Origin of the sequence: uncultured Idiomarina sp. (assembly GCF_964010655.1) — a bacterium.
Lineage (GTDB): Bacteria > Pseudomonadota > Gammaproteobacteria > Enterobacterales > Alteromonadaceae > Idiomarina > Idiomarina baltica.
Genome location: NZ_CAXGLS010000063.1, coordinates 1 through 9,973, shown reverse-complemented (window position 1 = coordinate 9,973; position 9,973 = coordinate 1). Strand labels below are relative to the sequence as shown.

The window sequence follows — 9,973 nt, the reverse complement described above, 5'->3', positions numbered from 1 at the left end:
TTGATACTGCTGAAACTATAAAAAAGGAGTGTCGTAAACATGCTGAAAATGAAAATAAACAGAAGTTATCAAGTGTCGATATTCCAATAAAAGAAAGTGGCGTATTAACTCAGCGTTTAAGAAAAGAACAGCAGACGGAGTTTGAGCCTTATGTTATTACTCCCCATCGCAGAAACTATATTCAACCCATGCTTACTACAAATGACATCAACCATGAGCAATACGCTCAAATTGAAGGTTATGAGAGGAATCTGGAAGATTATGCTGTCGCATTGATAATCAATTTATTTATATCAGTATTTGGTTTTATTGCTCTCGTGTTCGGTGTTCAGACGACCGTTTCCTTTGATTACATTATTTCAATTTCCGTGCAAGGTTTAGTTTGGAAAATCGGCCTACTGTTGTTATCCCCGATACTGATGTTTATTCTCGCCTACCTGTCATTTGCAGTCGTGTTTTTGCTGTACAACTACGTTGTTAAATATACGGGTGGTTTAAAGCTACATTGGGTAAATGCAGACAATGATGCGTAATTAACGCTACTCATTAGTACGTAATTGGAAAAATCACTGAGGGCGACTTATGGAATCTATTAATTGGGCTGATTTTGAAAAAGTCGATATTCGTGTTGGTACGATTGTCGATGTTCAACCTTTTCCGGAGGCGCGTAGACCTGCTTATAAGTTACAGGTCGACTTCGGTGACAAAATTGGCATTAAAAAGTCGAGCGCGCAAATCACTGACTTATACGCACCGGATGAGCTACTCGGTAAGCAGGTGTTAGTGGTCGTCAACTTTCCACCAAAGCAAATCGGTCCGTTTATGTCGGAGTGTTTAGTGACCGGACTGCATCGAGCAGATGGCTCTGTCGTTCTGTCGACAGTGGATAGAGATGTACCCAATGGGACTCGGCTGGCATAGCCAATGAAGCACACTAATAAGGAAATCAAATGCCACACAAAGCTATCAATTTTAAAGAAAAACTAGGTCTGTTTAACGAACAGTGGTCGCCTAAGGTCATTGCAGAGATGAACGACTATCAATTTAAAGTGGTCAAGCTGCAGGGCGACTTTGTTTGGCATGATCATAAAGATACTGATGAGACTTTTATTGTACTCGCGGGTAAGCTGCGTATTGACTTTAGAGATGGTCATGTTGAGTTATCCGAGGGTGAAATGTACGTCGTACCCAAAGGCGTCGAGCACAAACCCTATGCTGAGCATGAAGCTCACGTGTTGCTAATTGAACCTCGTGGCGTGGTAAATACTGGCGACGAAGAGGATAGTAAAACGGCGGCGAATGATGTTTGGGTTTAGTTAATCACTTTATTTAGATGGCAACCTGCTATGGCAACAGCGTGTTAACCGAACGTTGTGAATTGAGCAATTTTAATCAAGCCTGACAACCTCAGTTGGGTTTTAATGATGACCTGCTGAGGGGGAGTGTGCGGTATGACGAATTATCAACGTCGGTTTTTGGAAGTGATCAACTATATAGAAACACACCTTGATACCGATCTTGACGTTAATGCGTTATGTCAGCACGCCTATTTGTCTAAATACCATTTTCATCGCCAGTGCTCGGCATTCTTTGGGATGTCTGTGATTAAGCTCGTGCGGCTACTGCGACTTAAACGGGCGGCTTATCAGCTCGCTTATAGAGATAATGGCAGTATTTTGGATATCGCACTGGCGAACGGCTACGAGAGTCACGAGGCATTTTCGCGGGCGTTTAAAAAGTATTTTGACAAAAGCCCATCCGATTTTCGGGACACACCCAACTGGGCTCCTTGGCACGCTCAATACGACCCCATATTAACGCTAAGGAACAACATTATGAGTAACACCGATAACTTTAATGTCGATGTGATTGACGTTGATGAAATTGCAATTGCTGTGATGCCTCATCGTGGCGCCCCAAATCGGTTGGGGCAAACGATTCAAAAGTTTATAGAGTGGCGCAAGCTCAATCGACTTCCACCGGGTAAAAGTCGAACGTTCAATTTGGTTTATGATGACCCTAATACGACGGCGCCGGAAGACTATCGCTTTGATCTGTGTTGCTCCACAGAGCAGTCCGCTGAACCCAATGACTATGGTGTTGTCGATAGTGCTATTCCTGCAGGCAAATGTGCGCGAGTGAGACATACGGGTAGCGATGACGCGATAGGTATTGTGGTGAACTTTCTGTACACGCAATGGCTAGCGGATTCAGGTTACGAAATCAGAGATTTTCCGATTTACTTTGAACGGATAAGCTTTTTCCCTGACGTCTCAGAGAGTGAAATGGTCACCGACGTTTACTTGCCCATTAAATGAGGCGCTCGGATGTTCCCCAACCGCTGAAGAGTTGGCATTTCGTCAGCAACCGGGTTCGAGTTTTTAGTCACGCCGAACCTAACTTTTTGGTTTTAACCGGCTAACACCTAGCATGCGCATGCCAACGCGTTCGTAGACCGGCTCGCTGGTGCCATGTTTCACTTTATGGAAGAAGTATTTTTCAAAGCCTATTTTTGCCCAGTGCACCCAACGTCCGGAACCTGTCCAGTTTTGGTTGCGTGGAGGGTTTTGTGGTACCGCTAAAAATGCCATACCCGTATTGCCCATATCAGCCAAGCATAATGCACTGAGTGTGGGCTCTGTGGTTGCAGGTTGCTCTGCTAAGGTCGATTGAATATTCGCCACGATAGCCGAGGTCATTGATTCAATCATGAGTCCAGTTTTGGGGGCGCCGACAGGCACCGGGGTTTCTTCAATAGGTGCGATGGCGACACAAACACCGGCGGCATAAATTTCAGGATAGGCGAGGGCGCGTTGATATTTGTCGGTTTTAACGAAGCCTTTGGGGTTACACAAATCGGGGACCTCGGCGATGGCTGGTGAACCTTTAAAGGCGGGTAAAAACATCGCTAAGTGATACGGTAGCTGTTGCTGGGATTTGATGCTGCCGTCGTCGTTGATGACCTCAAAGGATGCTTTGTCTTGCTCGAATTCTGTCACTTTCGCGTTACAGACCCATTTTATTCCGTGCTCTCGAAACTGATGTTCCATCAGACCTTTTGAATCGCCAACACCGCCTAGCCCCATGTGACCGATATACGGCTCTGGGGTAACAAAGGTAATGGGCACGCGGTCACGGATTTTACGTTTACGCAGCTCATACTCTAACGAAAGCACGTACTCATAGGCGGGACCAAAGCAGCTCGCGCCGGGTAGTGCTCCGACCAATACGGGGCCTGGATCGTCGATGAGTCGTTGAAAGGCTTGATGAGCTTTTACTGCATGGTCAACGGTACAAATCGATTGCGTATAGCCGTGCTCTGGACCGGCACCGGGAATTTGTTCAAAGGCGAGCTTGGGTCCCGAACAAAGAACTAAAAAGTCGTAGTCTTTTTGACTGCCATCACCGAGGGTGAGTCGTTTGTGCTCCACATCAATTTGTTTTACGCCTGAGCTGTTAAATCCGATGTGATGTTTATCGAATATCGGCGCAATGGGGAGGACAACTTGCTCGCGTGTTCTGGAACCTAACGCGACCCATGGATTTGACGGCACGAAGTTAAATTCATTGCCCTCATGAATCACTTCGATATCAACGGTTGCTGATAGCTTCTCGCGTAGCTCAAAAGCGACTGAAACACCGCCTAATCCGGCACCAACGACAATAACTTTGCTCATTAAGCGTCTCTGGTATGTTTGGGAGTATTATTTGAATATGGTGGACGGTTAAAAATTAGTCAACACATGCATCACAAACAATTAATAAATAAGCAGACTAAATTGATTTACATCAGGATTGAGCTAATGGCGGCATAGGCTGATCCATTCTTTGCTATCAAAACTACAATTCAGTACTCACCTTTATTAAAGGATCGCGAACATGACAGATAAGATTAAAGCACTAAAACTCAAAGACCCCTTTGGTTTAGATAATATCGAGGTCACTGAATTGGACGACCCGGGTCAGCCCGCGGCGGGAGAAGTCCGTGTGCGGGTTAAAGCCAGCTCGTTGAATTTTCATGACTATGGTGTTGCCGCTGGTTTTATTCCAACCGAAGATGGGCGCATTCCGATGTCAGACGGTGCGGGTGTTGTCGAGGCCGTGGGTGAGGGTGTTGAAGAGTTTGCTGTGGGCGACCCTGTGGTTTCAACGTTCTTTCCCTACTGGCAAAGTGGTCCAGCGCCTGTGGGTGACTTTAAGCAGACGCCCGGGGATGGCATTGATGGGTATGCCCGTGAAGTGGTCGTGCGCCCTGCGCACTTCTTTACTCACCAACCTAAAGGCTATAGCCATGCTGAATCGGCAACACTGACAACAGCGGGTCTCACGGCTTGGCGCGCGTTGGTCGTCGACGGCGGCATCAAACCCGGCAACTCGGTGTTGGTACTGGGTAGTGGCGGTGTTTCGGTATTTGCTTGCCAGCTCGCGAAGAGCCTGGGCGCGACAGTGTTCGCGACGTCATCGTCAAATGATAAGCTCGAGAAGTACAAAGCGCTTGGTGCGGATCATACGATTAACTACAAAGAAGACCCGGAGTGGGGTAAAACGGTTCGCAAGCTGACGGATGGACGCGGTGTTGACCACGTTATTGAGGTGGGCGGCCCCGGTACGTTACCGCAGTCGATCAATGCTGTCGCGATCGCCGGCCATATCGCGTTGATTGGCGTGTTAACCGGCAGTGCGGGTGAAGTACCAACGGCTAAGTTGATGGCAAAGCAAGCGCGTTTACAAGGACTTATCGTGGGCAGTTGCGATGATCAAAAAGACTTTGTGCGCGCGCTCGAATCCAATGGCGTGAAACCTGTTATCGATAAGACCTTTGGTCTCGAAGAACTGGCTGACGCATTCCGTTACGAAGAGTCGGGCAAACACTTTGGCAAGATTTGTTTAGCGTTTTAATTGTTTACTCACTCGTTGAAAGCCGTGCAGTGTGAATTCGCACTGCACGGTTTTAACTAAAACGATAACTTACCAAGCGTACTTCACCGACAGCTCAAAATTACGTTCCGCACCGAAGAAGCCTTGATTATAAAAATCGATGCTTGAGTAATATTTTTCGTCAAAGAGGTTATTGACGTTGAGGCTTAAGTCCCACTGAGGTGTCAGTTGGTAGCTTGCCATTGCATTAACCACGGTATAGCTGTCCTGGGTAAATGTCTCCCCATTAGGACCAATGCCGGGGTTTGAGATATCACTTTGCCAATTCGCGTTAACACCCACTTTTAACGCATCAGACGCTTGGAATAGTACGCTCGTTTTGACCATGTTTTCGGGCAAGAACGGGGCATAATCCGAGCCGTCACGATCAGTTGACTCATTGTGCGTATAGCTAACAAAGATGTTTAGCGCGTCGTTGGGTTTACCGTTTAGTTCAAGCTCATAACCTTCGCTTTCTGCACCAGCAACACCTATTGACGGATAAATGTTGGTGCCCGGTAATGGTTCTGCGGCATCCGGGTCAGTAATGGCTAAGTTATCCTCTTTAACTTTGTAAACGGCAAAACTAGCCGTGAGTGCTTCGTTAAAGAAGTCGCCCTTTATACCGATTTCGCTGTTGGAGCCTTCGACGGGACCGACCAACTCAAAGTTTGCATCAATCGCGCTTTGAGGTTTGAAGATCTCTGTGTAACTCGCGTAAGTCGAGATAATATCCGATATATCGTAAACAATGCCGAAGTACGGGGTGTTCACACCCGAGTGCTTGAAGTCGCTCGGTGAGAAGGGGGACTCCACGGTTGTTTCGTAAGTCGTTAAGCGATTACCAATAATGGTCGTGAGTTCGTCAGTCAGGCTGAGTTGTGCAGCCGCGTAGACACCTTGCTGCTTATATGACTCGAAGGTGCTGTAATTCGGTGTTTGGTTAAAGTCAACGGGCTCTACACCGTTACCCCAGTCAAAGATACTTGGGACCGTAATAGGGTCATTAGTGCCGTATGATACTGAATCAACGGTTTGTTTTGAGTGCAGGGCGCCGGCAGTGAGCTGGTGTTCACGTCCAAACAGCTCAAATGGCCCCGATGCTAAGAATCGCACGGATGTTTGTTCACGGTCGGCGACATAGTGGTTAGGCGAGGTGCCAAGGCCTGTGCCGGTTTCTTTGTCAGGAAAACCCGAGAAGTAGAGCAGGTAGCCATCCATTTTGCCTTCTCGACGCTCAACATCAAACTGAACATCCCAGCCGTTATCAAAGGCGTGCTCGACTTGTACGAACGCGTTTGTGCTTTCACGATCCCAACGGTTCCAAGGGGATGCTGTGGTGGTGCTTACTGGCAGATCGTCCGCTTGGGTGCCATCCGAATAAAATAAAGGTAGCGCGCCCCACATGCTGCCCTTCGGGTTGCGTTCACTGTAATCTGCACCCGCGGTTAAGCGTGTCTGAGTGGTTAGATCAGCGGTTACTACCGCATAAATTTGTGCGTTTTCTTTTTCTGATAGGTCAACGTAGCTGTCGCCCTCCTCGTAAGCCATTGCGACACGTGCTTTGACATTACCCGTCTCTGATAGGGTCTGCGAGTGATCGGCTTCAAAGCGGTAATTGCTCCATGAACCAATACCTAAGCTCGCGTAGCCGCCATCTTCGGCTTTTGGACGCTTACGAATCAGGTTAATGGCAGCGGAGGGTTCGCCCGCACCGGTCAGTAAGCCGGTTGCTCCACGCACGATTTCAACACGTTCGAAAATAACCGAGTCTGCGAGCGCTTCGCTAAAGAAGCTGTTATAGGCGATAGGCACACCATCAAACTGGAAGTTAGTTACATCGCGGCCTCGCGAACGGAAGAAAAAGCGGTCAGTCTCGGCCTGTTGTGCTTGTATGCCCGGTGCAAACTGCATGACATCGGCTACGGTGTCTAACGCAAAACCGTCGATAAAGGTGCGATCGATAATTGAGATTGACTGAGGCGTTTGTCGCAATGTGAGTGGTAAACCGGTTGCAGTGGTTGCGCGGTCAAGCGGGCTGCCCGTGATTTCAATATGCTCAGAAACGTCCTCTGATGGATCTGAGTTTTTCGTTTCAGTGTCTTGTTGCGCGAACGCGGTAGAGGAGAGTGTCATGCTCGCAACGGCTAATGCGATGCTGCTTTTAGTAAATATGTTCATTAGATATTTTGCCCTACTCGTTAAATAAGCAGTAAATAAGAATGATTATGCTTTTCATTTTAGTTGATAATCATTCTTATTTTCAATAGGCAAAGTGAAATATTTAATGGTTAATCAGCTTAGGTTACCTCTGTGAAATTCCAAAAGTTGATTATTAGCAGGCAGGGTGTGGCGTTGCGCATGGGTAAAGCCCGCTTGCCTCGCTAGGTCTTGAATCCATTCTTTGTCACGGATGCCCATCTCGGGGTCGCGCGTCCTTAGCTTTTCATCAAATGCGCGATTGCTCTGTGAAGTAAACTCACCACCTTCGTTGAATGGGCCGTAAATACAGACGGTTTGAATACTGCTTAACTCAGCACTCAGCAACGCAAATAAACGCGCTACGCCCGCCGCGGGCATAATATGGCAGGTGTTTGCAGTAAACAGGGCGTCAAACTCACCGGTTGGCAGATCCTCAAATACATTAAAGACTTGCGCAGGCAAAACATTAGAAGGGGCTTGTTTATCGAGCCGTTGATTCAGTCCTGCTAAATAATGCGCCTGATCCGTCGGCTGCCAAGTGCAGTGGGGCAGGTGCTCGGCAAAATACACCGCGTGTTGACCCGTGCCGCTGCCGACTTCAAGAACGCGCTGGCTGTTGGCTAAGGCACTGGTCAATATCTCGAGAATAGGCTGTTTGTTGTTTTCACATGCTTGTGAGTAAGGCAAGTCATCGATTGTCATAGAGCAGGCGTCATTCAGGTATGAGTTTGGTTTAACGATAGCATTTTGAGGCGGAATCTGGCTATTCGAAGCGTTACAGCATAAAACGTAAATTAAAACTTTAAACGCGAATCGTTTTCATTTATTATGCGTCGCACTTAAACGAGACTGATTTTGAGGGACTCCATGAAAATGCAAAAATCTTTGTTAGCTGTGTGCGTGATGAGTGCATTAACAAGCACCTATGCTTTAGCCGAGGAACCGCAACAGACTGAACAGGTGATTGAGCGTCTAAAGATCACCGGTGAAAAGCAGGAGGGCTATAAGTCTTCTTCAGCGGAAGGTGCGACTAAGCTCGGTTTGACGATAAAAGAAACACCGCAGTCGATTACGGTTATTAACCAGCAGCAAATCAAAGATTTTGGTCTGAATGACATCAACTCCGTATTGAACAGTGCTTCAGCGGTTAACGTTGAGAATGTTGAAACTGATCGTATTTATTACACCTCGCGTGGTTTTGAACTGAACAACTTTCAGGTTGATGGCCTTGGCTTGCCGCTCGTGAACAGTAACACCCATGGACGAATCGATACGGCTTTATACGAGCGCGTCGAAGTGATTCATGGCGCGAACGGGATTATGACCGGTGTCGGTAGCCCCGCAGCCACCGTCAACATGGTGCGCAAGCGCCCAACCTCGGAAACACAAATCAGTGTCGAGGGTAGCCTGGGTTCTTGGAGTAGCAAACGTTTAGAAATCGACGCGTCTGGCAAGTTGTCGGATCGTGTGCGTGGTCGTGTGGTTGCGGCGGCGGACAATGGCGAGTCGTATCTTGACCGTTACGAAAATGACACCAAAGTGTTTTACGGTGTTTTTGACTTTGCCTTAACCGACGACACCATGCTGACCGTGGGCCACAGCGAGCATAAGAGCCATACCGATGGCAACATGTGGGGCGCATTGACGCTTTACTATGGTGATGGCACGCCGACGAATTATGATGAATCTACTAACGTTGCGGCGGATTGGTCGCAGTGGGAAGTGAGCGAGAGCCGCAGCTTTATTGATGTTGAAACGGCATTATCTGATAACTGGAACTTGCGTGCGGTTTATAACCGCGTTCGTACCGATGAAGATAGCCTTTTATTTTACACCTATCTCGGCGATGCTGAGCTCGGGTTGGATCCTGAAACGGGACTTGGTCTCGTCGGTTATGGCAGTGAGTATGACTTAGACGACAAGCAAGATACCTTTGATGTTTACGCTAATGGTACTTTTGAGGCTTGGGGCCAATTACATGAGGTCGTTGTTGGCGCTAACTACTCGCGCTTAGATTATGTTGACGTATCGTTGTACGATTTCCACACCGGTAACGGCTTCCCTGCGATGCCTTCGCTCGCCGATTGGGATGGTAATACGCCGTTCCCAGAGTTTACTGATGGACGCGATGGCAGTGTTATCGATAACACACAAAAAGCCGTTTACGCGCAGGCACGATTGGCGTTGACGAGCGACTTAAAAGTACTGCTCGGCGGTCGCTATAATGACTTTCAGACCGATGGTGTTGGCTATGGCGTCGACCAGTCGCGTGATGACGCGCAGTTTATTCCGTATGTCGGGGTGACGTATGCAGTGAATGACTCCATTACAACCTATGCCTCTTACACCGAAACGTTCCTCGCACAGTCTGAAGTGGATCGTAACTTCGAGCGTTTGGAGCCACTAACGGGTAAAAACTCAGAAATTGGTATTAAAGCCGACTTGTTTGGTGATAAAGCACTGCTGAGTGCCGCTTACTTCCATATAAAACAGGAAAATCTAGCGGTGGGTGATGGTGATGCTGAAAATCCTTCAACGGGCGTGCTTGAGCCGGTCTATCGTGCAGCTGAGGGGATTACCAGCGAGGGTGTAGAACTTGAGCTCGCCGGCGAACTATTTACGGGTCTGCAAGGTCAAGTGTCGGCAACTGTATTTGATGTCGATGGTGATCAGTTAGTTGAAGATTACACGGCTGAGAAGATGTTCAGAACCTCATTGACCTATCAATTCCAAAGCTTGCCAGACGTACGTGTTGGCGCAACCTATCAGTGGAAAGATGCAACATCGCGTGTGCAAGGTACTGTCGGTCCTGCCTATGACAATGCAGGTGAGACTATCGTGACGCACCAGCCGT

The 9,973-nt window shown here is 47.9% G+C and carries 8 protein-coding genes and 1 pseudogene; 6 read left to right on the top strand and 3 right to left on the bottom strand.

Annotated elements, in window-relative coordinates:
• From ABNS04_RS11640 to ABNS04_RS11625, 4 genes and pseudogenes are all read left to right on the top strand, one after another.
• Nucleotides 1-533, top strand: a pseudogene (locus ABNS04_RS11640) (hypothetical protein); the annotation flags it as partial.
• 49 nt (nt 534-582) lie between these two features.
• Complete coding sequence (locus tag ABNS04_RS11635; protein WP_006955663.1) at nt 583-921, top strand: tRNA-binding protein; 339 nt, start codon at nt 583-585, stop codon at nt 919-921.
• A gap of 29 nt (nt 922-950) precedes the next feature.
• Nucleotides 951-1,316: a cupin domain-containing protein gene (locus tag ABNS04_RS11630; protein WP_272978130.1), complete on the top strand. Its 366-nt coding sequence runs from the start codon at nt 951-953 to the stop codon at nt 1,314-1,316.
• 135 nt (nt 1,317-1,451) lie between these two features.
• Nucleotides 1,452-2,318 carry an AraC family transcriptional regulator gene (locus tag ABNS04_RS11625; protein ID WP_272978129.1) on the top strand — a complete coding sequence of 289 codons (867 nt, stop codon included), beginning with the start codon at nt 1,452-1,454 and terminating at the stop codon, nt 2,316-2,318.
• Between the two features lie 78 nt (nt 2,319-2,396).
• Here the strand turns inward: ABNS04_RS11625 and ABNS04_RS11620 are convergent, their stop codons facing one another.
• On the bottom strand, nt 2,397-3,677 hold the full coding sequence (locus ABNS04_RS11620; protein WP_348671527.1) for an FAD-dependent oxidoreductase: 1,281 nt from the start codon (nt 3,675-3,677) through the stop codon (nt 2,397-2,399).
• Nucleotides 3,678-3,879: 202 nt separating this feature from the next.
• Here ABNS04_RS11620 and ABNS04_RS11615 point away from each other — a divergent pair, with 202 nt between their 5' ends.
• The gene (locus tag ABNS04_RS11615) at nt 3,880-4,899 is read left to right on the top strand and encodes an NAD(P)-dependent alcohol dehydrogenase (RefSeq protein WP_348671525.1); all 1,020 of its coding nucleotides are present in this window, start codon (nt 3,880-3,882) and stop codon (nt 4,897-4,899) included.
• A gap of 69 nt (nt 4,900-4,968) precedes the next feature.
• On the opposite strand, the gene ABNS04_RS11610 is transcribed toward ABNS04_RS11615, so the two are convergent.
• Together ABNS04_RS11610 and ABNS04_RS11605 are read right to left on the bottom strand one after the other, a co-directional pair.
• Nucleotides 4,969-7,098 carry a TonB-dependent siderophore receptor gene (locus tag ABNS04_RS11610; RefSeq protein WP_348671524.1) on the bottom strand — a complete coding sequence of 710 codons (2,130 nt, stop codon included), beginning with the start codon at nt 7,096-7,098 and terminating at the stop codon, nt 4,969-4,971.
• 114 nt (nt 7,099-7,212) lie between these two features.
• Nucleotides 7,213-7,821 (bottom strand): DUF938 domain-containing protein, encoded by a 609-nt coding sequence (locus tag ABNS04_RS11605; RefSeq protein ID WP_348671522.1) that lies wholly within the window; start codon nt 7,819-7,821, stop codon nt 7,213-7,215.
• Nucleotides 7,822-7,992: 171 nt separating this feature from the next.
• On the opposite strand from ABNS04_RS11605, the gene ABNS04_RS11600 reads away from it, so the two are divergent.
• Nucleotides 7,993-9,973: TonB-dependent receptor (locus tag ABNS04_RS11600; protein WP_348671520.1), on the top strand; the 1,981-nt coding region annotated here is incomplete at its 3' end.